Source organism: Neopoerus faecalis, from assembly GCF_029218125.1.
Taxonomy (GTDB): Bacteria; Bacillota; Clostridia; order Oscillospirales; family Oscillospiraceae; genus Oscillibacter; species Oscillibacter faecalis_A.
Genome location: NZ_JARFXX010000001.1, coordinates 42,854 through 64,623, shown reverse-complemented (window position 1 = coordinate 64,623; position 21,770 = coordinate 42,854). Strand labels below are relative to the sequence as shown.

The window sequence follows — 21,770 nt, the reverse complement described above, 5'->3', positions numbered from 1 at the left end:
GCATCAAAACCAACAAAAATATAGGAAAACAATAGGATTCTATTTCACAAAAAACACAAATTGTCCGCATCTGACAATAAAATGTGCGTCTTTGACGGGCTGTTTGTGCAAAGTGATTGTTTCCCCGCAATGCTTTTGGAGGAATTGTGTATTGCAAATCCGCTGTGTCCACCGTACAATGACAGTAGAACAAGCTATGGTTCCTGAAACATAGACGAAGAAGGGGATATTTATGGTTACTTTGAAAATGGTCCAAGAGGCACAGGAGGCGCTGAAGGGCATTGCCCGGAAAACGCCGTTGGAGAATGCCAACCGTCTTGGCGAGAACATTTACATCAAATCCGAAAACCTGCAGCTCACCGGCGCATTCAAGATTCGCGGCGCTTATAACAAGATCCGCTCCCTGACGCCGGAGGAGGCTTCTCACGGTGTCATCGCCTGCTCTGCCGGCAACCACGCACAGGGCATCGCTCTGTCCGCCACGAAGCTGGGCATCAAGTCCGTGATCTGTATGCCCGAGGGCGCACCCATCTCCAAGGTGGAGGCCACCCGCAACTATGGCGCCGAGGTAGTTCTGGTTCCCGGTATCTATGATGATGCCGCCCGGGAGGCCGAGCGTCTTTCCAAGGAGCACGGCTACACCTTCGCGCATCCCTTTAACGATCCCTATGTCATTGCCGGTCAGGGCACCATCGGTCTGGAGATCCTGGAGCAGCTTCCCGAAGTGGAGCAGGTCGTGGTCCCCATCGGCGGCGGCGGTCTGATCTCCGGCGTGGCGCTGGCCATCAAGGAGCTGAAGCCCTCCTGCAAGGTCATCGGCGTGCAGGCCGGTGTGGTTGCCTCCATGTATGCTTCCCGCAAGGCCGGCAAGGTCACCACGGTAAAGGACGCCGCTACGCTGGCTGACGGCATCCATGTGCTGACGCCCGGCGACCTGACCTTTGAGATGTGCCAGAAGTATGTGGATGAGATCGTCACCGTCAGCGAGGACGAGATCGCCGCTGCCATTCTGGCTCTGCTGGAGGTCCAGAAGACCGTGGCAGAGGGCGCCGGCGCAACGCCTGTGGCAGCCTTTATGTCCGGCAAGGTGGATACCTCCAAGAAGACCGTGTGCGTGGTCTCCGGCGGCAATGTGGACGTCACCACGCTCTCCCGCGTTATCACCCGTGGCCTGACCTACACCGGTCGTATTACCACCATCACCACGAAGCTGGCCGACCGTGCCGGCAGCCTGATGAACCTGCTGAATGTGGTCAGCGGCACCGGCGCCAACGTGGTCCGTATCCATCACGAGCGTGAGGACGTCAATTCCGAGGTCAACGCCTGCGTGGTGTCCATGGTCCTTGAGACTCGCAATTCCGAGCACGTTCAGCAGATCAAAGATAAGCTGACGGAAAAGGGATATTCTCTGCTGGAGGCGTAAGCGCCGGCGGTTGAATATAAGGAGAAAGAGAAAAAAGGAAAATCAGAAAAGGAGGGTTCCGTATCAAAGCATACGGACGAATGAAATGAAAGAAAAGAAAAAGATGAGCCTGCTGCTCAAGCTGATCATCGCCATCGTACTCGGTATTGTGGTCGGCTTCGTGACCCCGGGTATGGGTGCGTTCGGTGAGGTCATCATCCGCATCGGTGCTACCTACAACAGCATCTTCGGCAACTTCCTGAACTTCGTGATCCCCCTGATCATCATTGGCTTCGTGGCTCCCGGTATCGCTGATCTGGGCGCCGGCGCCGGCAAAACGCTGGCTGCCACCACCGGTGTGGCCTATGGCTCCACCATCATCTCCGGCACTCTGGCCTTCGTTGTGGCCTCCCTGCTGTATCCCCACATGGTCCACGCCGGTATGTTCATGGAGAACGCCGCCAACGCGGAGGAAACCGTTCTGGCTGGCTACTTCACCATTGAGATGCCCGCCATCATGGGCGTTATGACCGCTCTGCTGATGGCCTTCATTCTGGGCCTCGGCATGGCTGTCATCAAGGGCAATGCCATGAAGACCGTGATGAACGAGTTTGCTGAGATCATTGACAAGCTGGTCAGCAACATCGTCATCCCCCTGCTGCCCTTCCATGTGTACGGTATCTTCGCCAAGCTGGCTTATGCCGGTACCATCGTGGAGATCATGGGCTCCTTCATCAAGGTCTTCGCTATGATCCTCGTTCTGCACTGGGTCATCATCGTGTTCCAGTACACCGTGGCCGGCAGTGCCGCGAAGAAGAATCCCTTCGCACTCATCAAGAATATGCTGCCCGCTTATACCACCGCTATCGGCACCCAGTCCTCTGCCGCTACTATCCCTGTTACCACCCAGTGCACCAAGAATAACGGTGTCTCTGACGGTATGGCTGAGTTCGTGTGCCCCCTGTGCGCTACCATTCACCTCTCCGGCTCCACCATCACCCTGACCAGCTGCGCTATGGCTGTTATGGTGATGATGAACCAGTCCATCGGCTTCGGCAAGATGTTCCCGTTTATCCTGATGCTGGGCGTGACCATGGTTGCAGCCCCCGGCGTTCCCGGCGGCGCTGTGATGGCGGCTCTGGGTATCCTGCAGTCCATGCTGGGCTTTGACGAGACCATGTGCGGTCTGATGATCGCCCTGTATATCGCTCAGGACAGCTTCGGCACTGCCTGCAACGTCACTGGCGACGGCGCTATCGCTGTCCTCATGGATGCCATCACCGGCAAGACGAAGGCTGCCGCGAAATAACGCGATAACCTCATATCTCTCTATCTCTCCTAAAGCTCCCAGTGGGAAAGCAGGAGGCGGTCCGAAGGGACCGCCTCCTGTTCTTTATTTTTATATGACTGTACGGGTGTCAAGACACCTGTACAGTTTTTTGCAATTGGAATATTTTAACATATTTTGGTCACATTTTTGTGCGAATTGACGGTTGCAAAAGGCGGGAAAAGCGATAAAATAAGAAGCCTTGTGAAATTAAAGTATGAGCGTGGAGCGCGGCTCCGCGGAGAGGAGCGGTCAAATGTCATATCATTATTTGCTGGATCTGGCACTGATTCTGCTGAGCACGAAGCTGCTGGGGCTTCTGACCCAGCGTTTTCAGATGCCGCAGGTGGTGGGCGCACTGCTGGCGGGCCTGATTTTGGGGCCTGCGGGTCTGAACGTCCTGACGGAAACGGAGTTCATCTCCCAGCTCAGCGAGCTGGGCGTCATCGTTCTGATGTTCTCCGCCGGTATGGGAACGGACATCAATGAGTTGAAGCACAGTGGAAAGGCAGGCTTCTGTGTGGCGCTGCTGGGTGTGCTGGTGCCGCTGGTTATGGGTGCGGCGCTGGCGTGGGGCGCTGCCGCCGCAGGGCTCATTGAGAGCAGCGGAATGCTGGAAAATGTGTTCGTTGGCACGATTTTGACCGCAACCTCCGTCAGCATCACGGTGGAGACGCTGAAGGAAATGGGCAAGCTGGAGACAAAGGTAGGCAACACCATTTTGGCGGCGGCATTGATCGACGATGTGCTGGGCCTTGTCGCTCTGACGCTGGTAAGCAGTCTGGCCGGCGGCGGGGAGAGCATCGTGTGGGTGCTGGTGAAGATCGCGGGCTTCTTCGTGTTCGCCGTTGTTGTGGGCTATGGGGCCAACCGCCTGTTCTGCTGGATGCTGAAGCGGCAGGGGGGCTGGGCCAGCCACCGCAACTCCGTGCTGGCCTTTGTGCTCTGCCTTGTGATGGCCTACTGCGCCGAGGAATTTTTCGGCGTGGCGGATATCACCGGCGCTTACGCCGCCGGTCTGGCCGTGGCCTGCACCCCCAAGGGGACGTACATCCAGTCCAAGTATAATCCCTTGGGCTACCTGCTTTTGACGCCGGTATTCTTTGCCGCCATCGGTATCAACGTGAAGCTGGACGGTGTCAGCGGCGGTATGCTGGCCTTCTCCGCGCTGCTGCTGGTGATTTCCGTGCTCTCCAAGCTGCTGGGCTGCGGCCTTGGCGCACGGCTGTGCGGCTTTACGGACCGGGAAAGCGTTCAGGTGGGCGTTGGCATGGTCTGCCGCGGCGAGGTGGCGCTGATCGTGGCGAACCGGGGCTTGTCCATGGGCGTGCTCAGCGCCGCCATGATGACGCCGGTGGTTATCACCGTGGTGGGCGGCACGATTTTGACGCCGATTCTGCTGAAGCTGGTGTTCCGCGGAGAAACGCAGGAGCAGTTTGTGGAGAGCAACTTGGCGGACCGCTACGAAAAGACGGAGCAGCTGGAGGATGCCGCGCAGCAGCTCCTGGACGCCGATTCCGCTCTGAGAAAGAAGCATTAAGCGAACAAAAGCGAGCATGGCAAAATAAAACCGGTGGGCCGGATATCCGGTCCACCGGTTTTGCGTCATTCGGTTAGTTGTCCGCCGAATCCGCCAAAGATCGGAGGGCGAACAGAGTATGCAGCGCTGCCCCCAGCGGCAGAATGTCCTCATTGAACACCACCGCCTCGTTGTGCATGGGCTTGCCGTAGCGAGGGTCCTCCTGCGGCGTTCCGGCCCCCAGCAGCAGGTAGGCGCAGGGCAGCTCATAGGTGAAGGAGGCGAAGTCCTCGGAGCCCATGCCACCCTGATTCAGACGGTACACCCGCTCCTTGCCAGCCAGCTCCTCCGCCCAGCCCGCGACCTGCTCCATCAGGGCGGGATCATTTACCAGCGGCGGCGCGGAGGCGATCTCCTCCACCTGGGCGCTGCCCCGGAAGGCCGCCGCCGTGTTCTCCGCGATGGCTTGGATCCGCTCCATGATCCGGGCGGTGAGTTCCCGGTCAAAGGTGCGGATAGTGCCCTCCAGCACGGCCTCCTCCGGGATGATGTTGGGGGCCTGTCCCCCCTGGAACCGGCCCACCGTCACCACGGCAGGCTTCTTCGCGGAGATCTCCCGTGCGGTCAGCTCCTGCAGGGAGAGGTAGATGTGGGCGGCGATGTTGATGGGGTCCACGCCGGTCTCCGGCATGGCGCCGTGGCAGCCGGTGCCCCGGACAGTCACGCGGAACAGCGTACAGCCTGCCATAAACGTGCCCTCACCGCAGAGCACCATGCCCGAGGGGGTGCCGGAGTTGACATGAAGGGCCAGCGCGGCCCGAGGGACAGGGGCTTCCTTCAGGACCCCGGCCGCCAGCATGGACTTGGCCCCGGTGAAGCCCTCCTCATCCGGCTGGAACACCAGCCGTACCGTGCCCTGAAGCTCCGCTTGGTGCTGCCGCAGCAGCGCGGCGGCGCCTAAGAGCATGGCCGTGTGCAGATCATGGCCGCAGGCGTGCATGGCGCCGTTTTCGGACTGAAATTCCAGTCCGGTGGCCTCCCGAATCCGCAGCGCATCCATGTCGGTCCGCAGCAGCACGCAGCGGCCAGTATCCGTTCCGGTGATGTCCGCCGTGACGCCGCCGGCCATGTCTCGGGGCGCATAGCCCAGTTCTGTCAGGCGCTGCTTGACATAGGCTGCTGTATGGGGAAGCACGGGACCTGCCTCTGGATTGCGGTGCAGCGTCCGGCGGTCCGTCAAAAGCGCGGGGCGCAGGGTCTCGGCTTCGGCCAAAAGCGTTTTTGCATCGATAGACATAAAAAGCACTTCCTTTATGGGAATTAGAGAAAACTGGCCTCGCCTGCGGCGGAGCGGCTTTCTGATTGGCGAGATCATTCTCTATTATACCACACGGAGGGGCCCTGTCAAACCTCCGTAAAAAACAACGGGCGGCATGAGAGGCAATCAAATTTGACATTTTTTTATTCTCGGGTATGATAGAGTGGTCTCGACAACAGGGAAAAGGGGCTTTTCCCCGGACTGTTTGTTGTGATACTGTCCGCCAGACGCAGAGCGGGTGCGGAAAACCCGGCTCTCCGCCCACCGGGGTATCTCCAAAAAACAGGGTGCGATGCACCCGAAGTATGGAGGTAAACGAAGTATGAACACACAATATCCGTTGAATGTTCCCGTGCCCCATCATTTTACCTTTGCCGTCCGCGATATTCCCGAGGTTACGGTTGAGCAGCGGGAGCGGGCCCTGAAAGCCACACACTACAATGAGTTCGCCTTCCCCTCCGGCCTTTTGACGGTGGATATGCTCTCCGACTCCGGCACCACCGCCATGACGAACCAGCAGTGGGCCGCCCTGTTCCTGGGGGACGAGGCCTACGGCCGCAACACCGGCTACTACATACTGCTGGACACGTTCCGGGACATTTTCGAGCGGGGCGGGGAGAAAAACTGGAAAAAGATCATTGACCTTGTCCGCACCGATTGCCGGGATGTGGAGAAGATGATGGATGAGGTCTATCTCTGCGAGTACGAGGGTGGCTTCTTCAACGGCGGCGCGGCCCAGATGGAGCGTCCCAACGCCTTTATCATCCAGCAGGGCCGGGCGGCGGAGTCCGTGCTGATGGAGATCGTGCGGAATATCCTGAGTAAGCGTTACCCCGGCAGGAAATTCACCATTCCCTCCAATGGCCATTTCGATACCACCGAGGGCAACATCAAGCAGATGGGCTCCATTCCACGCAACCTTTACGATAAAGAGCTGCTGTGGTCGATCCCGGAGGGCGGCCGCTATGAGAAGAACCCCTTCAAGGGCAACATGGACATCGAAAAGCTGGAGCAGCTCATTGAAGGCGTGGGGCCGGAGAATGTGCCGCTGATCTTCTGCTGCATCACGAATAACCCCGTGTGCGGGCAGGCCGTTTCCATGCACAACATCAAGGAGATCAACCGGGTGGCCCACAGCTACAATATCCCGGTGGTGTTCGATGTGGCCCGCTGGGCGGAAAACTGCTACTTTATCAAGATGAACGAGGAGGGCTACGCCGATAAGTCCATCGCGGAGATCGCCACGGAAATGTTCTCCTACTGCGATGCCTTCACCATGTCCGCCAAGAAGGACGGTCACGCCAACATGGGCGGTATGCTGGCCTTCCGGGACAAGGGCCTATTCTGGAAGAACTTCTCGGAATTCAATGAGGACGGCAGCGTGAAGACCGATGTGGGCGTACTGCTGAAGGTCAAGCAGATCTCCTGCTACGGCAATGACTCCTACGGCGGTATGAGCGGCCGGGACATCATGGCGCTGGCCTGCGGCCTGTATGAAAGCTGCGACTTCAACTACATGAACGAGCGGGTGGCCCAGTGCAATTATCTGGCGGAGGGCTTTTATGACGCGGGGGTCAAGGGTGTTGTGCTCCCCGCCGGCGGCCATGCCGTGTACATCAATATGGACGAATTTTTCGATGGGAAGCGGGGCCATGAGACCTTCGCGGGGGAGGGTTTCTCGCTGGAACTCATCCGCCGGTACGGCATCCGCGTGTCCGAGCTGGGGGATTACTCCATGGAGTATGACCTGAAGACCCCGGAGCAGCAGGCCGAGGTGTGCAACGTGGTACGTTTTGCCATTGACCGCAGCCGACTGACCCGGGAGCATCTCGATTACGTTATCGCCGCAGTGAAGGAGCTCTATGAGGACCGGGAGAACATCCCCAATATGCGAATCGTCTGGGGCCACAATCTGCCCATGCGGCATTTCCACGCATTTTTGGAGCCGTATCCCAACGAGGGATAACGGCGTGTAACGAGCTTGTGCTTTAAGGAGGGAGTCTATGTCAGAGCAGAACATAGCAAATCTGGAAAACCGGGACGGATTTCGATCTCAGTGGGGATTTATCATGTCGGCAGTGGGCTCCTGCGTCGGCATGGCCAACATCTGGCGCTTCCCCATGCTGGTGTCCAAATACGGCGGGCTTACCTTTCTGATTCCCTATTTCATCTTTGTGTTCGTTATCAGCCAGTCCGGCATGATGGAGGAATTTTCCCTTGGCCGCTGGGCCGGCTTCGGGCCGGTGGGCTCCTTCGGCAAGGCCATGGAGAACGGCGGCAGATCCAAGCGGGCCGGAGAGCTGATCGGCGGTGTGCCGGTGTTTGCCTCCCTGTGTCTTGGAATCGGCTACTCCGTTATCATGGGATGGGTGTTTTACTACACTAAAATGGCCTTTACCGGGGAGCTGGTGGCCATGGGGCAGGATATGAATGTCATCGGCGGCACCTTCGGCGCGGTGGCCCCGGAGGCAGCCTCTCTGGGCGAGGCCATCAAAATGACCTTTGCCACCGGCGGCGCCAATAATCTCTGGATCATCATTGCCATTGCCGCCTCTTTTGCCATTATGATCTTCGGCATTTCCGGCGGCATTGAACGGGCCTGTAAGGTCATGATTCCCGCGCTGTATGTTCTGATGATCATTTTGGCGGTATTTATGCTGTTTGTCCCCGGCACCGGAGAGGGATACCGCTATATCTTCACCCTGAACCCCAAGGGGTTGCTAAATCCAGAGGTGTGGGTCTATGCGTTCGGCCAGTGCTTCTTCTCCCTGTCCGTGGCCGGCTCCGGCTCGGTGATCTACGGCTCTTATCTTGCAAAGGACGTAAAGATTCGCCAGTCCGCCGCGCTCTGTGCCGTGTTTGATACCTCTGCGGCGCTGCTGGCCATGCTCATCATCATTCCCGCTATGGCAACGGTGGGGGCGGACCTTGGCAATGGCGGCCCCGGGCTGATGTTCATCTACCTGCTGCCGGTATTCAACGGCTTGGGAGCCGGTATTTCCAGAGTCATCTGCATCTTCTTCTATCTGGTGGTCCTGTTTGCCGGAGTTTCCTCCATTATCAACCTGTTTGAAACGCCGGTGGCCTTTTTGCAGGAGAAGCTGAACCTGAAGCGGCTGCCCGCCACAGCGGTGATTCATGTGCTGGGTGTGCTGATCGCGCTGATGATTCAGCCATGGACCTCCCAGTGGATGGATATGGTGTCTATTTACCTCTGCCCCTTGGGCGCCTTTACCGCAGGCGTCATGTTCTTCTGGGTCATGAAGAAGGACACCGCTTTGGAGGCCGCCCAGTTGGGCGACAGCAAGCCTCTGATGAAGTGGTTCTATCCCTTTGGGCGGTATGTATTTGTGCCGCTGTGCCTGCTGTGCTTTGTCTTGGGAATTGCCATGGGCGGCATTGGCTGAGCTGACAGTTTCCCTTTCAAACAAGAAGCTCCCCCGCACGAAAAACGTGCGGGGGAGCCGAGACTGTCGATAAAGTGGTAAATCCTCCGCAACGGTAAGGAAGGGTGTGCGCGGGAAACCCAAGAAGGGTGTCCTGCGCCATTGAAATCCTTAGTTTTCAGAACTTTTATGAAGTTCTGAAAACTTGTTCAGCGGGGAGAAAAGACTTTTTCGACACGCTGAGCTCCCCCGCACGAAAAACGTGCGGGGGAGCCTTTTCTCATTTTTCAGCGGTCAGGTAGGACTTGAGGAACCTTACGGCCTCTACGTAACCGTCAAAGCCCAGCCCTTTATAGGTCTTGATACAGGCCATGCCCGCATAGGAGACCTGCCGGAAGGGCTCCCGGCTGTCCACATCGGAGATGTGGACCTCCACCGCCGGAATCGCCACGGCCTTCAGCGCGTCCAAAATGGCCACGCTGGTGTGGGTGTAGGCAGCGGGGTTGATGACAATTCCGCCATACACGCCGTAGGCGGCTTGAATGGCATCTACGATAGCGCCCTCGTGGTTGGACTGGAAAAAGTCAACGTCAATGCCCTCGGCCTCACAGGCGGAGCGGATGAGGGAGAGCAGCGCCTCATAATTCCGGTTGCCGTAAATAGCGGGTTCCCGAAGACCCAGCAGATTCAAATTGGGGCCGTTGATGACCAGCAGCTTCATAAAATCGCCTCCTTGATGGTGTTCAGGGTATCCGCCAGCGGACCGTCATTGGAAATGATAACGTCGGCGAATTGCTTATACAGCGGCTTTCTCTGCTCATAGAGCCGCGCAAGGTCCGTGGACTGGGAGATGGGCCGTCCCTCTGTCGGCAGCAGGGAGAGGGGGCGAGTCAGGCAAAAAATGGTGCCGTTCTGGTGGAGCAGAGGATAGTTTTCCGGCCGCGTGACACAGCCGCCGCCGGTGGAGAGGATGATGCCGGAGCGCTTGCCGCAGTCCGCCAGCACCTCGGTCTCCAGCTCCCGGAAACGGGCCTCGCCGTACCGGGCAAAGATGTCCGGAATGGACATTCCAGTCCTTTGCGCGATGAGATCGTCGGTCTCCAGCACCTCCCGGCCCAGCTCTGCGCCAAGAGCCGCCGCCACGGTGGACTTGCCGCTGCCGGGCATTCCGATGAGGATGATATTCCGCAGATGTCCGCTGACCAGATGCTCCACCCGCTCCAGCGCAGAATCGTCAATGGGAATGCCGGTGAACTGCTCGCTGGAGCGCTTTGCCTGTGCCACCAGCATGGAAAGCCCCCCCGCGTGGGGGATTCCCAACTGCTCCGCCTGTAGGAGCAGGGCGGTCAGCCCGGGATTATACACGATGTCCAGCACGCCCTCACAGCGGGGAAAACGGGTCAGGTCCACCGCCGCCGTGCCGTTGCGGGGGTACATCCCCAGCGGCGTGGTGTTGGCGATGATCTGCGCGTCGGCGTGGCGATCCAGATTATCGTAATTGTCCGGCCCACTGCGGGAGATGACCGTAACGGAGGCGCCCAACTGCTCCAGCGCGACCTTCACCGTGACAGAGGCGCCGCCGCTGCCCAGCACCAGCGCCTTTGTCCCGGCGGGGTCGATGCCGCTGCGGCGGACCATGTACAAAAAGCCAAAGAGGTCGGTGTTGTCACCGTACAGCGTTCCGTCCGCCCGGCGGACAAGGGTGTTGACGCTTTGCAGCCGCGCCGCCGCCTCGGACAAGGCATCACAGTAGGGCACCACCGCCTTTTTATAGGGGATGGTGACGTTGAGACCGTCCCACGCCCCGGTTTTCAAAAAGGCGTCCAGCTCCGGCTTGGGGACCTCAAAGAGCCGGTAGTCATAGTCTGCCAGCGCGTGATGAATCATGGGGGAGTAGCTGTGGCCCAGCGTTTCCCCCAGCAGTCCGCAGTGCAGCATCACACCACCTCGCTGTAGCTGCCGAGATAGGAGAACTCCTCACAAAGCCCCGGCAGCTCACCCATGAGCTGCAAAAACTCCGGAGAGTACACGGAGGTCTCCAAATCGAAATAGAACATGAACTCAAAGTTGCGGTCCGGCATGGGCCGACTTTCCAGCTTGTTGAGGTTCAGCCCCAGCGCGTAGAACCGGGAGAGCACCCGGCAGAGGGAGCCCGGCTCGTGGGGCAGCACCGCCATAAGGCTGGTGCGGTCCGCGCCGGGATAAATTTCCAGCTTTTTGGAAATGCAGATGAAGCGGGTAAAATTGTTGCCCTGATCCTGCACGGAGGCTTCAAGACATTCCAGCCCGTAGAGCTTCATGCAGGAGCGGGAGGACAGCGCCGCGATGTGACCGTCACCCTCGGCGACTTTTCGGGCGGCCACGGCGGTATTTTCGCAGGGGATGAGCTTCACGCCGGGGAAACCCTGCAAATAGCGCTGGCACTGGGTCAATGCCTGCTGATGGGAGTAAATTTCCGTAATGTCCTCCCGCCGGGTGCCGGGCTTGACCAGCAGATTGTGGTCCACCTTCAGCCGCACGCTACGGACAATGCGGAAATCGTGCTTCATCATCAGATCGTAAATGGCGTTGACGCTGCCGGCGGTGCTGTTTTCCAGCGGCAGTACGCCGTAGCGGCACAGGCCCTTTTCAATGGCGGCGAACACCGCCTCGAACGAGGCAAAGTACATGATGTTCGGCAGCTTAAAGAGCTTATCGCACGCAAGCTGAGAATAGGCACCGGCCACGCCCTGACAGGCAACGGACGCCTGCGTGGGGAACAGCTTGGGCGTTTCGTCCATAGCGGTTTGAATTTCGCGTGTCAACGCCGTATCGCCGCCGAGGAGCCGGTTCTGGTAGCAGCGGCTGAGCTCAAAGAGCAGCGAATACAGCGAGGCGGTATAGTCCCGCAGCGCCTCGGGGGCGGATTGGACGGTTTTTTGCAGCTTCTCCCGTTCCCGGACTGGGTCCAGCACCGGCAGGCCGTGCTCCTTTTTATAGGCTGCGATACCAGCGGCAACGTCCATCCGTTTGGCGAACAGCTCTACTAACTTGTGGTCGATCTCGTCGATCTGTGCGCGATAGTCACCAAGTTCCATGGGAATTTCCTCCAAAATCAGTGTTCGCCCAACAGGGCGTCATATACGGCGACAGCTGCCGCGGCCTCTACGCAGGGAACGGCTCTGGGGACGATGCAGGGGTCATGGCGGCCCTGCACCCGAAGCGTTTCCGGTGTCAGGGAGGTCAGGTTCACGCTTTGCTGTTCCTTTGCGATAGAGGGCGTGGGCTTGAACGCTGTCCGGAACGTCAGGGGCATTCCGTTGGTAATGCCTCCCAAAATGCCGCCGCAGTGATTTGTAACGGTTTTCACCGTACCGTTCTCCACGGTGAAGGCGTCATTATTTTCGCTGCCCCGGAGCGCGGCGGCGGCAAAGCCCGCGCCGAACTCAATGCCCTTTACGGCGGGGATTCCGAATATAATGGAGGCAATTTTTCCCTCCATTCCGTCGAACAGGGGGCCGCCCAGTCCCACGGGCAGGCCCAGCACGGCGCACTCAATGATGCCGCCCACGGAATCGCCCTCCGCCTTGGCGGCGGCGATGGCGGCGCGAATGGCCTCCCCGGCGGCGTCCTCCACCACGGGGAAGGGCTTTTCTGCCGTGGAGGCGGTCAGCGGGGCGGTATCTGTCACGCCGCCGATGGCGGCGATACGGCTGATAACGGTGATGCCCTGCCGCCGCAGAAGCTGAAGGCAGATGCCACCCGCAATGCACAGCGGGGCGGTGAGCCGCCCGGAAAAAGCGCCGCCGCCGGCAAAGTCCGCGTGGCCGCCGTATTTCACCGCCGCGGTGAAGTCGGCATGGCCGGGACGGGGGACCACGGAAAGCCCCGCGTAGTCCCCGGAGCGGGTGTTGGTGTTGCGGATGATGGCGGTCAGGGGCGCACCGCAGGTGACGTTCCCCACGAGACCGGAGAGAAATTCCGGTACATCCGCCTCTTTTCGGGGGGTGGACCACTCGTTTTGACCCGGTGCGCGGCGGTTCAAAAAGTCCTGAAGGGCCTCCATGTCGATGGCCTCTCCGGCAGGCAGGCCCTCCAGCGTCATGCCGATGGCCGGCGCGTGGGACTGGCCGAAAATCGTCAGGTGCAGATGCTCACCGTATTGGCTCATAGGGCGCCTCCTTTCAGGGCGGAAAAATCGTTCCAGAAATCGGGGTAGGATTTGGCAACGCATTCGCTGCCGGAGACCGTCACCGGCTCTGTACACAGGCAGGCCGCAGTAGCGGCGGACATGGCGATGCGGTGGTCACCGCAGGCATCCGCCGTGCCGCCGGTGAGATGGCCGGTGCCGTGGACGAGGAGGCCGCTGGGCTGCTCCTCCACATGACCGCCCAAGGCGGTCAGCAGCACCGCCGTGGTGCGGAGACGGTCGGATTCCTTGAGCCGCAGGCGTCTGGCGTTGAAAATCTGCGTATCGCCCGCCGCTCCGGCGGCAGTCACGCACAAAACGGGAATCAGATCGGGGATAGGTCCTGCGTCAATGGCTACGCCCCGCAGTGCACCCCGGCGGACGGTAACAGCCTCCTCGGAAACGGAGACCTCCGCCCCCATGGCGGTGAGAATATCCAGCACGGCCCGGTCCCCCTGGGGCGAGGCAAGGTCCAGACCCCGGACGGAGATACCGGCAGGGGACAGCGCCCCCATGCACAGGAAAAATGCGGCGTTGGACCAGTCACCCTCGGCACGGATATCAGCCGGGAAGCGGCACCGCTGGCCGCCGGGAATGTGCCAGACGCTGCCGCTGCGCCGCAGCGCGATGCCGCCGCGATTGAGAACGCTTTCCGTCATGGCAATGTAGGCGGCGGATTCCATTTGACCGGTGACGGTGAGGCTGCTGGCCTCGTCCAGCAGCGGCAGCGCCATCAGCAGGCCGGAGATGTATTGGGAGGACACATCCCCCGGCAGGGAAAACGCGCCGGGACGGAGCTTGCCGCCGCAGAAAAGCAGGGACCCCTCCTGACGCACGGTCATGCCGTGGGCGGTGAGTACCTTGTCCAGCGGATGAAGGGGGCGCTGGGGCAGGCGGCCCTCCATGTGGAACACGGCCTCCGCCCCCAAAAGCCCCACCACCGGCAGCAGGAACCGCAGGGTAGAGCCGCTTTCCCCACAGAACAGGTGACAGACGCCGTTGGGCGTATTGGTAATGGGTTGAACAGTCAGCACCTCGCCCTCGGCGTGGATGCCGGCACCCAGCGCATTGAGACAGTCGATGGTGGCCGCAATGTCCCGGGAGATGCCCCGGCAGCGAAGGGTGACCGGGGCCTGTCCCAGCGCGGCGCAGATCAGCAGCCGGTGGGCCTGAGACTTGGAGGCGGGAATGTCAACGGCTCCGCTTCGGGGGCCGGGAAAAAGCGTTTGGTTCATTTCAGCCCTCCGTCCCGCAGCCAGTCTGCCAGCTCCGCCGCCGGCACGGTCTCCGCGCGGCAGCAGCCCACGGCCTTCGGCACGATGAGACGGATGGCATCATCCGTCCGCTTTTTGTCGGCCTCCGCCGCATGGAGAATGTCGGCAAGAGATTCCGTGGCCTCTGTGGGCAGCTTGTACTGCTCCAAAAGGTCCAGCAGCGCGGTCAGGGTCTCCGGGGGGCAGATGCCCCGGTTCACCGCCGCCCGGGTGACAACGGCCATGCCGATAGCCACGCCCTCACCGTGGGAAATGGTAAAGTCCCGGCAGGCTTCGACAGCATGGCCCACCGTATGTCCGAAGTTCAAAAGAGCACGCTGGCCCCGGTCAAATTCATCGCTTTGCACCACGTCCCGCTTGGCGGCCACGCACACGGAGAGTACGTGCTCTAACTGGCCCCGGACAGGCGTTTGGCGCAGTTCCCGGAAAAAGCCGGCGTCAAACAGCATGGCGGTCTTGATGATCTCGGCGCAGCCGCAGCGGTATTCCCGCTCCGGCAGTGTAGACAGCAGCGCCGGGTCGCACAGCACCATGGCGGGCTGATGAAAGCAGCCGGCCTGATTTTTGCCGTGGTCAAGGTCCACGGCGGTCTTGCCGCCCACGGAGGAGTCCATCATGGACAGCAGCGTGGTCGGTACCTGAATATAGGTGATGCCCCGCTGGTAGGTGGCGGCGGTGAAGCCCGCAAGGTCCCCCACCACGCCGCCGCCCAGCGCGATGATGACATCCTCACGGGTGAAGCGGCGGTCACAGAGAAAATTCAGTGCGCGGCCGTAGGTTGCAAGGGTCTTATGCTGTTCCCCGTGGGGAAAAATGAAGTGCTCCGTCTGAAAACCGGCGTCCTGCAAGGATTGCTCAGCCTGCTGGCCGTAAAGGGGAAACACGGCGTCATCGGAGATGAGCGCCGCCCGGCGTCCGGGGAGCTGCCGGGCGGCCAGTGTCCCTAATTGGGACAGCAGCCCCGTCTCGATGAGCACGTCATATTCCCGGGAGGCGGCGATATGGATGCTTTTCAATGCCCGTCCACCTCCTCCTTGCGTCTCCGACCCTCGTCCAGAAGCTGCACCAGTCCGGGAAGATCATCCCGGGCCATGGCGTCCCGGTATTCCGTGAGCTTTTCCAGCAGGATGTCCAGCTCCGACATAAGGTTGTCCTTGTTTTCAAGGAACAGCTCCGCCCACATTTCCGGGGCCAGCCACGCGACCCGGGTCATGTCCTTGTAGCTGCCGGCGGAAAAGCCCTTGTGCCGCCCCGCCGTGGGGCTTTTGATATAGGCGTTGGACACCACATGGGCAAGCTGCGAGGTAAAGGCGATCATTTCGTCATGGTCCTCCGCCGTGGTGACGGAGATACGGTTAAAACCCGCCGGGGCCAGCAGAGCCTTGACCCGGCTTAAAAGCTCAATGTTGTTCCGATCCTCCGGCACCAGCACCATGGGCGCGTTGCGGAACAGGGTGTCCGTGGCATATTTGAAGCCGGAGTTGTGAGTACCCGCCATGGGGTGCCCGCCAAGATAGGTGAAGCCGTACTGTCTTGCCAGCGGGAAACAGGCGGCGCAGACCACCCGCTTTGTGCCGCAGCAGTCAATGACCACCGGCTTGCTGCCAATTTGGGCGGCGTGCTCCTTTAAATACGCAATGGCGGCGCCGGGGTAAACGGCGATGAGAATCAAATCGCATTGGGAGAGGTTTTCGTCCGTCAGAGGGCCCTCTACCACGCCGGACAGCATGGAAAATTCCAGCGTGGAGGCGTCGGTGTCGCAGCCCAGTACCCGATGGCCCGCCGCATGGTACGCCTTGGCAAAGGAGCCGCCGATGAGGCCAAGGCCGACAATGCCAACTGTCATACCGCCACGACCTTCCGAATTTCCCGGAGCTTACCCATCAGGGCGTCAAACTGCTCGGGCCGCAGGGATTGTGCGCCATCGCACAGGGCGTGGATGGGGTCATTGTGGACTTCGATAATGAGACCATCGGCATTGCAGGCCGTGGCGGCCATGGCCATGGGAGTTACGAGGCGGTTGATGCCCGTGGCATGGCTGGGGTCCACAATGACCGGCAGATGGCTCAACTCGTGGAGCATGGGGACCGCCGCAAGATCCAGCGTGTTGCGGGTGTAATCGTCAAAGGTGCGGATGCCCCGCTCACAGAGAATGACCTGCTCGTTGCCGTTCGCCATGATGTATTCGGCGCTCATCAGCAGCTCCTTCAGGGTGTTGGCAAGGCCGCGCTTGAGCAGAATGGGCTTGCGGAGCTTTCCCAGCTCCCGCAGCAGGTCAAAGTTCTGCATATTCCGTGCGCCCACCTGTAAAACGTCCACATCCTCGAAAAGCGGCAGGTCCACCACGCTCATGATCTCCGTGACAATAGGCAGGCCGGTCTCCTGCCGGGCAATTTTCAAAAGCTCGATGCCCTCGCCCTTGAGGCCGGAGAAATCATAGGGAGAGGTGCGAGGTTTGAACGCGCCGCCCCGGAGCATATTGGCCCCGGACGCCTTCACGGCCTTGGCCACGGCCACGATCTGCTCCTCGGATTCCACGGAGCAGGGACCGGCCATAACGCAGAAATTGCCGCCGCCGATCTTCACATCGCCTACCTGCACCACGGTGTCCTCCGGGTGGAACTTACGGTTGCAGCACTTGAAGGGTTCCGAGACCCGCTTGACGGAATCGACGATATCCAGACTTTCTACCAAGTCCATATCCACGCGGCTGGTGTCGCCCACCAGACCAAGGACGGTCTGGAATTCCCCCTCGGAAACGTGGATGGTCAGACCTAAATTTTGCAGCCAGCCCATGAGCTGCGTGCGGTTTTCCTTTGTGACGCCGGGCTTGAGGACAACGATCATAAAAAATCCCTCCTGAATGATATCAATGAAAATCAGACTTATTATAAGCGGAAAAGGGTAAACAAAAACGCCCCACAGGCGTAACCTGTGCGGCGCAAAATCGGCTTGGGGAGCCTCCCTGATTGCAACACAAATTACCCTTACTATGCGTGCATAGTAAAGTAGTAATAGGTGTAGAAAAAGGAAGCAGTCATTTTCTTTGATCTCCTGAACTGATGGCTCTGCCAAGATAAATTTAATGTAGCATACCGAGGGGTAATACGTCAACAAATTTCAACAAAAAATATGCACAGTTAGAAGTGAAAACAGAGTGTCTGGTTTGGACAAAAACAACAGAAATGGCGGTAAAGACAGCCGCGCGGAGGTGCCTTTACAGCTCCCGGCGGCCCTCCAGCGCCCGGGCAAGGGTGGCGTCATCGGTAAATTCCAGATGTCCGCCCACGGGGATGCCGTAGGCCAGTCGGGTCACCTTTACGTCAAAGGGCTTGAGGAGCCGGGCGATGTACATGGCGGTGGCCTCGCCTTCCGTATCCGGGTTTGTAGCCATGATGACCTCCTGTACGCCGCCCTGCGCCACCCGCTCCAGCAGGGGCTTGATGGCAATATCGTCCGGGCCAACGCGGTTCATGGGACTGATGACGCCGTGGAGCACATGATATTTTCCGTTAAACTCCCGGCCCCGTTCCATGGCCGCTACATCCCGGGGGTCTGCTACTACACAGATCACGGAGCTGTCCCGCCGGTCGGAGGCGCAGATGGGACACAGCCCTCCGGCAGTGAAATTACGGCACACCGGGCAGTAGGTGACGGTTTTCTTGGCGGTGACGATGGCATCGGCAAAGGTCTGGGCCTCCTGCTCCGAAAGGCCCAGCACATAAAAGGCCAGCCGCTGGGCGCTTTTGCCGCCGATTCCCGGCAGGCGGGCGAATTGCTCTACCAGCGCCTCCAGCGGCGCGGGAAAATACTCCATGATATTGCTCCTTCGTGCTCTGCGGGGCCATGTATGGCCCCGCAGCTATTGATATAGGTTCGGAGCTCGCAAAGCTCCGTTTGCCTGCGGGCAGAAATGCTTCGGGCACTTGAAAATTTTAATCATCCATCGTCAGGACAGGTGCCTGACGATGGATACTCTGCACCGCGTAAGTGTGCGAGCGTCTCCCGCAAGCGAGTGCGCGCAGCGAGGTGGCGGGGAGGTTAGGAGAGGAACCTGTTCCCCTCCTATTATCCAAGTTCCATGGCAAACAGCGCGGCGGCACCGCCGGTGTGGACAAAGGCGATGTGCTCAGCAGCATTAAAATAGCCCTCCTTGACCAGCATCAGGAATTTGGCCCACGCCTTGCCGGTGTACACCGGGTCCAGCAAAATGCCCTCCTGCCTGGCCAGCTCTTCGATATACGGCGTATCCTCCGCGTTGGGAACAGCATAGCCCGCGCCTACGTGATAGAGCATTTGGAAACGGCTGTTCATATCGGTGGGGACGGGTTGTCCCACAAGCCCGGCGGCCTCTTTCACAAACTCCGGCACAATGTCCTCAAAGGGGTCGGTGTCCACGCCGAGTCCCGTGGCCTTAGCATGGGGCAAAAACAGGGAGGTACCCAGCACCAGACCGGCGGTGGTGCCGCCGGAGCCAGTAGCGGAGGCAATATGACCCAGCTCGATACCGGCCTCCTTTGCCTGCGCGGCCATTTCCCAGACACATTCGGCGTAGCCCACAGCGCCCAGCGCCGTGGAGCCGCCCACCGGGATGATATAGCCCTTGTGTCCCTGGTTGGCCAGTGCCTCACAGCGCCGCCGCATCTCGGCGTAGATGTCCTCGTAGCTGTCGGTATCCATAAACTCTACCTGTGCGCCGAAAATATCGTCCAGCACCAGATTGCCCTTGTGGTCCGTGACACCCCGCTTTTTCAAAATCAGGGTGCAGCGCATCCCCAGCCGTGCCGCGCAGGCGGCGGTGAGCATGGCGTGGTTGGACTGGGCGCCGCCGGTGGTGAACACGGTGTCACAGCCCTGCTTTTGGGCGTCCGCCAGCAGATATTCCAGCTTACGGACCTTGTTGCCGCCCAGCGCCACGCCGCACAGGTCATCCCGCTTGATCCAGATGCTCTTATTATAAAGACGGCTGATGTTCTCCAGCCGGTAAAAGGGCGTGGGATATACGCCCAGCTTGATTTTGGGAAGGGTGTTCCAGTTGCTCATTGCTTATTCTCCTCTTAATTCGCGGATTCGGGCGGGAATGTCCGCCGCCTTGTAAACGGCGCTGCCAGCCACCAGCACGTTGGCCCCGGCGTCGATACAAGCCTTGCAGGTGTCCGGGGCCACGCCGCCGTCTACCTCCAGCTCGCAGGCGGGATTGCGCTCGTTGATGAGCTTGCGGATGGCGGCCACCTTGGGAAGCTGATCCGCCATGAATTTCTGGCCGCCGAAGCCCGGTTCCACCGTCATGACCAGAATCAGCTCCACCTCATCAATGTAGGGCAGTACTGCCTCCCATGTGGTCTTGGGCTTCAGGACGATGCCTGCCCGTTTCCCCTTGGCGTGAATTTTGTCAATGGCGGCTTGAATGTTCTCCGGAAAGTCCGATTCTACATGGATCGTCACCAGATCGGCCCCGGCGTCGCAGAACTGCTCCACGTAGCGCACCGGCTGCGTGATCATCAGATGGACGTCCAGCGGCAGCTCCGTGACCTTGCGGATGGACTGCACCACGGGGATGCCGATGGAAATGTTGGGGACGAATACACCGTCCATGACATCTACATGAACATAGTCGGCATCGGCGATGCGATGAATGTCCCGCTCTAAATTCGCAAAATCGGCAGAGAGAATGGACGGAGCAATTTTAACCATGAAAAAGACCTCTTTTCTGTTTGTTTCCGGTGTTTCCGGCGGGGCCCGTCGGGGTGGGCGCGAGGACTGCCGTGGCAGCCCGGGGCGGCGCGCATAGGATGGAACAAGCGGCGTGAGCGTCCCCGGAACCGTCTCCCATCGGCCTGCCTCCGGGTCTGATGCCGCCGCTTTTCAGATAGGGGGCCGGTGCGTTCACCGGCCCCCGGTGTGCTTTATTCAACCTTTAGTGTAGCAGACCCGCGGGACAAAAGCAATGCCGGTGCAAAATTTTGCATTGTTGCATTTGCAATAAGTATGCACGGCAGAATGTGGTAAAGTAAGGACAATAAAAGGCTGCGGCGCATGAAAGCTGCCGCGGCGGAAATGCTAACGCTATAAGGAGGCGGCAGTATGGAACTGAAGCACCTGAACGAACAGGAATTCAATACGGTAAAGAATGGGACGAAGCCCGCCATGATCGACTTTTTTGCAACGTGGTGCGGCCCCTGCAAAATGCTGGGTCCTGTGATGGAGCAGTTGGCGGACCGGTATGACGGTAAGGCCGTTGTGGCCAAGGTGGATGTGGACGAGCAGCAGATGCTTGCCATACAGTACGGTGTGATGTCCGTGCCGACGGTGCTGTTTTTGAAAAACGGCGAGGAGGTCGGGCGCCTTGTGGGCGTACAGCCCGCAGAGACCTATGCGCAAACGCTGGACAAGCTGCTGTAAAGGGCATTCGGATTCCAAAAAAGCAGGGCGGAGATGATTCATCTTCGCTCTGCTTTTTTGCATGATACCTGTTCTGCCTGCTTTCCTTTATTTCCCACCGGCAGCTCGCTGATGAGGGTGGAGCCCAGCACCAGCACAGCACCCAAAATCCCGCTCCAGCCCAGCGGCTCATGTAGCAGCAGGGCAGAGAGAAGAATGGCCACAATGGGGTCGATGTAGCTGAACAGCACCACCGTCTGGGCGGAGAGGTGGGCCATGGAGCCGAAGAACAGGGAGTAGCACCAGCCGGTGTGGAACACGCCCACGATCACCAGTAGGATCGCCCCCTGCGGCGTCAGCGTCAGGGCGGAGGTATCCACCGTCAGCAGAATATAGGGCACCATTATGACGGCGGCCACGGCCAACTGCACCATGGTCCGCTCATAGGTGGGAACGCGGTCAAGGATTTTGTTGATGGAGATGTCCCCGGCATAGAATACGGCGGAACAGAGGGCAAGAAGGATACCCTTGGCCTCACCGGCCTGCGGGAGACCGGATTGGGGAACGCCGGAGACAAACACCATGCCGCACAGGGCGGTGAGTATGCACAGGAGCTTCCGCGCGGTCAGCCTTTCGTGGAACAAAAAGGGCGAGGCAAATGTGACAAAAACAGGGGCCATGTAATAGCAGAGGGTAGCCGTGGCGACGGTGGTATAGTTGTACGCCTCAAAGAGCGTGATCCAGTTGAAGCTCATGATGACGCCGGAGAGCACCAGCAGCTTCAAGTGGGGGCGGAGGGCCTCACGCTGAAAGGGTGTTTTCTTCCAGCGGAGCAGCAGCCATAAAAACGCGGCGCCCACGGCGCCTCGCACCAGTGCGATGATGCTGGAGGGGAGGGCAATGTAGCGGACGAAAATGCCGATGGTGCCGAAGGCGGTCACGGCGATGATCAAGTCGAGCTTGGCGCGGATCACGGGGTTCATGGGGAATCATCC

The 21,770-nt window shown here is 59.7% G+C and carries 19 protein-coding genes; 6 read left to right on the top strand and 13 right to left on the bottom strand.

Annotated features, from left to right (window positions below; translation table 11 throughout):
• Window positions 1-232 precede the first annotated feature (232 nt).
• The 3 genes from ilvA (at window position 233) to PY311_RS00305 (ending at window position 4,269) form a co-directional block, all read left to right on the top strand.
• Window positions 233-1,423, top strand: coding sequence for a threonine ammonia-lyase (gene ilvA, locus PY311_RS00315; RefSeq protein WP_286146672.1), 1,191 nt, complete (start codon window positions 233-235; stop codon window positions 1,421-1,423).
• Window positions 1,424-1,508: 85 nt separating this feature from the next.
• Window positions 1,509-2,711, top strand: coding sequence for a dicarboxylate/amino acid:cation symporter (locus tag PY311_RS00310; protein WP_286146671.1), 1,203 nt, complete (start codon window positions 1,509-1,511; stop codon window positions 2,709-2,711).
• 274 nt (window positions 2,712-2,985) lie between these two features.
• Entirely contained in the window at window positions 2,986-4,269 is a 1,284-nt protein-coding gene (locus PY311_RS00305) for a cation:proton antiporter (protein ID WP_286146670.1), read from the top strand.
• A gap of 73 nt (window positions 4,270-4,342) precedes the next feature.
• On the opposite strand, the gene PY311_RS00300 is transcribed toward PY311_RS00305, so the two are convergent.
• Window positions 4,343-5,545 carry a M20 metallopeptidase family protein gene (locus tag PY311_RS00300; RefSeq protein WP_286146669.1) on the bottom strand — a complete coding sequence of 401 codons (1,203 nt, stop codon included), beginning with the start codon at window positions 5,543-5,545 and terminating at the stop codon, window positions 4,343-4,345.
• 343 nt (window positions 5,546-5,888) lie between these two features.
• Here PY311_RS00300 and PY311_RS00295 point away from each other — a divergent pair, with 343 nt between their 5' ends.
• Together PY311_RS00295 and PY311_RS00290 are read left to right on the top strand one after the other, a co-directional pair.
• Window positions 5,889-7,532, top strand: a complete 1,644-nt coding sequence (locus PY311_RS00295; RefSeq protein WP_286146668.1) for a tryptophanase — start codon at window positions 5,889-5,891, stop codon at window positions 7,530-7,532.
• A gap of 37 nt (window positions 7,533-7,569) precedes the next feature.
• Window positions 7,570-8,973, top strand: coding sequence for a sodium-dependent transporter (locus PY311_RS00290; RefSeq protein WP_286146667.1), 1,404 nt, complete (start codon window positions 7,570-7,572; stop codon window positions 8,971-8,973).
• Between the two features lie 259 nt (window positions 8,974-9,232).
• Here PY311_RS00290 and aroQ read toward each other — a convergent pair whose 3' ends face one another.
• The 11 genes from aroQ to rpe form a co-directional block, all read right to left on the bottom strand.
• Entirely contained in the window at window positions 9,233-9,673 is a 441-nt protein-coding gene (gene aroQ / locus PY311_RS00285) for a type II 3-dehydroquinate dehydratase (RefSeq protein WP_286146666.1), read from the bottom strand.
• Entirely contained in the window at window positions 9,670-10,890 is a 1,221-nt protein-coding gene (locus tag PY311_RS00280) for a shikimate kinase (protein WP_286146665.1), read from the bottom strand. Before PY311_RS00280 ends, aroQ begins: the two co-directional genes overlap by 4 nt.
• Window positions 10,890-12,029, bottom strand: coding sequence for a bifunctional chorismate mutase/prephenate dehydratase (locus PY311_RS00275; protein WP_286146664.1), 1,140 nt, complete (start codon window positions 12,027-12,029; stop codon window positions 10,890-10,892). The genes PY311_RS00280 and PY311_RS00275 overlap by 1 nt, the downstream gene beginning before the upstream one ends.
• Before the next feature lie 17 nt (window positions 12,030-12,046).
• On the bottom strand, window positions 12,047-13,102 hold the full coding sequence (aroC, locus tag PY311_RS00270; RefSeq protein WP_286146663.1) for a chorismate synthase: 1,056 nt from the start codon (window positions 13,100-13,102) through the stop codon (window positions 12,047-12,049).
• Window positions 13,099-14,355: a 3-phosphoshikimate 1-carboxyvinyltransferase gene (gene aroA / locus PY311_RS00265; RefSeq protein WP_286146662.1), complete on the bottom strand. Its 1,257-nt coding sequence runs from the start codon at window positions 14,353-14,355 to the stop codon at window positions 13,099-13,101. Before aroA ends, aroC begins: the two co-directional genes overlap by 4 nt.
• Window positions 14,352-15,410: a 3-dehydroquinate synthase gene (gene aroB / locus PY311_RS00260; RefSeq protein WP_286146661.1), complete on the bottom strand. Its 1,059-nt coding sequence runs from the start codon at window positions 15,408-15,410 to the stop codon at window positions 14,352-14,354. Before aroB ends, aroA begins: the two co-directional genes overlap by 4 nt.
• Window positions 15,407-16,240: a prephenate dehydrogenase gene (locus tag PY311_RS00255; RefSeq protein WP_286146660.1), complete on the bottom strand. Its 834-nt coding sequence runs from the start codon at window positions 16,238-16,240 to the stop codon at window positions 15,407-15,409. The genes aroB and PY311_RS00255 overlap by 4 nt, the downstream gene beginning before the upstream one ends.
• Window positions 16,237-17,241, bottom strand: coding sequence for a 3-deoxy-7-phosphoheptulonate synthase (aroF, locus tag PY311_RS00250; RefSeq protein ID WP_286146659.1), 1,005 nt, complete (start codon window positions 17,239-17,241; stop codon window positions 16,237-16,239). The genes PY311_RS00255 and aroF overlap by 4 nt, the downstream gene beginning before the upstream one ends.
• A gap of 370 nt (window positions 17,242-17,611) precedes the next feature.
• On the bottom strand, window positions 17,612-18,211 hold the full coding sequence (gene recR, locus PY311_RS00245) for a recombination mediator RecR (RefSeq protein ID WP_286146658.1): 600 nt from the start codon (window positions 18,209-18,211) through the stop codon (window positions 17,612-17,614).
• Window positions 18,212-18,462: 251 nt separating this feature from the next.
• Window positions 18,463-19,437, bottom strand: coding sequence for a 1-aminocyclopropane-1-carboxylate deaminase/D-cysteine desulfhydrase (locus tag PY311_RS00240; RefSeq protein WP_286146657.1), 975 nt, complete (start codon window positions 19,435-19,437; stop codon window positions 18,463-18,465).
• Window positions 19,438-19,440: 3 nt separating this feature from the next.
• Window positions 19,441-20,088 carry a ribulose-phosphate 3-epimerase gene (gene rpe / locus PY311_RS00235; protein WP_286146656.1) on the bottom strand — a complete coding sequence of 216 codons (648 nt, stop codon included), beginning with the start codon at window positions 20,086-20,088 and terminating at the stop codon, window positions 19,441-19,443.
• Between the two features lie 390 nt (window positions 20,089-20,478).
• On the opposite strand from rpe, the gene trxA reads away from it, so the two are divergent.
• Window positions 20,479-20,796, top strand: a complete 318-nt coding sequence (trxA, locus tag PY311_RS00230) for a thioredoxin (RefSeq protein WP_286146655.1) — start codon at window positions 20,479-20,481, stop codon at window positions 20,794-20,796.
• A 38-nt stretch (window positions 20,797-20,834) separates the two neighbouring features.
• On the opposite strand, the gene PY311_RS00225 is transcribed toward trxA, so the two are convergent.
• The gene (locus PY311_RS00225) at window positions 20,835-21,758 is read right to left on the bottom strand and encodes a DMT family transporter (protein ID WP_286146654.1); all 924 of its coding nucleotides are present in this window, start codon (window positions 21,756-21,758) and stop codon (window positions 20,835-20,837) included.
• Window positions 21,759-21,770: the final 12 nt, after the last annotated feature.